We start from the raw sequence: 1,143 nt of genomic DNA, 5'->3' as shown, positions 1-1,143 counted from the left end.
TGTTGGATGGAGCTTGGACGAGCTAATGAGTGAAGTAGCGACACTTGTGTGTCACGTATTGGGTTGTCCCGAGCCCAGGAAGCTTAGTTATAAGAAAGCGTTTCATGATGTTCTGGAGATTAACCCGTTCCAGGCTTCGCTGAGTGATTTGCGAGATTGCTGCAAAACAAGAACCGGCTGCGATGCTCTTGGGTTAGACCGGGATGGCTGTTTGGACTTGCTGGTTAGTCATTGTATTGAGCCAACCCTTGGCTTTAACGAGCCTTGTTTTTTAATGGACTATCCTGCTAGTCAAGCATCGCTCGCGCGAATCGAAAAGGATGTTGATGGTGATTGTATTGGCAAGCGAGCAGAGCTTTATGTGCAAGGAATTGAGCTTGCCAATGCCTACGATGAGTTGACGGATGCAGAGGAGCAGGCGCGTCGCTTCGCAGAAGACAGAGCGCTTCGTGTTGAGCTTGGTTTGCAAGATGTCAATGCGGATGAACATTTGGTGGCTGCTTTGCAAAATGGTTTGCCCGAGTGCGCTGGTGTAGCGCTTGGCTTAGATCGCTTGCTCCTGTTAAAGCAGGGTGCCAATAAACTCTCAGATGTCTTGGCCTTTCCTTTTGATCGTGCTTAACAAGCCTCTCGTTTTATTATGCTTTTGCAGCGTCGTGTTGGTTGCCTGCTCAAAAGAGCGAGGCGAAGAAGCGTTGAACAACTATCAGTCTCGGTTGGAGAATGTTTTTGAGCGGCTAGAGTTTGAGTTAGTTTCGTCGTCTCAAGTTGATGATGAGAGTGTGCCCTCGTTACCAAATAAAGTGATAAGAGAGACAAGGTTTGACAACCAGGCCAGTACGATCAATCTGTTGGATTTTTTGCGCCTGTACGGATGTCGATTACAAGAGGTTGTTGCGCTTTCCAATGCATCTCTCGGTAAACTTGCCCCAGATTCCCAAAAACTGATCAGCACACTCAGGTTTATTGAGTTGGCGCCCGAATGTATTACCTCGTTGGTTGAAAATCAGGAACAAGAGCTGGCGCTTCAATTAACGAGCGCGCTTGATCAAAAACGCGATCGGCTTGATCGAAGCATCGCGCTCTCTGTGCTTGGAGGACCTGAATATAAAGCGTTCTGGAAGATGCCTCGAGCGCTTGAAC

2 protein-coding genes are annotated in these 1,143 nt (G+C 48.1%); both read left to right on the top strand.

All coding sequences use genetic code 11. The features are described from left to right. Nucleotides 1–622 (top strand): amino acid--tRNA ligase-related protein (locus A3750_RS23105; protein ID WP_304440224.1); only part of this gene is annotated, 622 nt, incomplete at its 5' end. Nucleotides 623–656: 34 nt separating this feature from the next. Further along, the coding region (locus A3750_RS23100; protein ID WP_231871930.1) for a DUF3080 family protein at nucleotides 657–1,143 on the top strand (487 nt) is incomplete at its 3' end.

Source organism: Oleiphilus sp. HI0079, from assembly GCF_001635105.1.
This window is presented reverse-complemented; position numbering and strand designations above follow the sequence as displayed.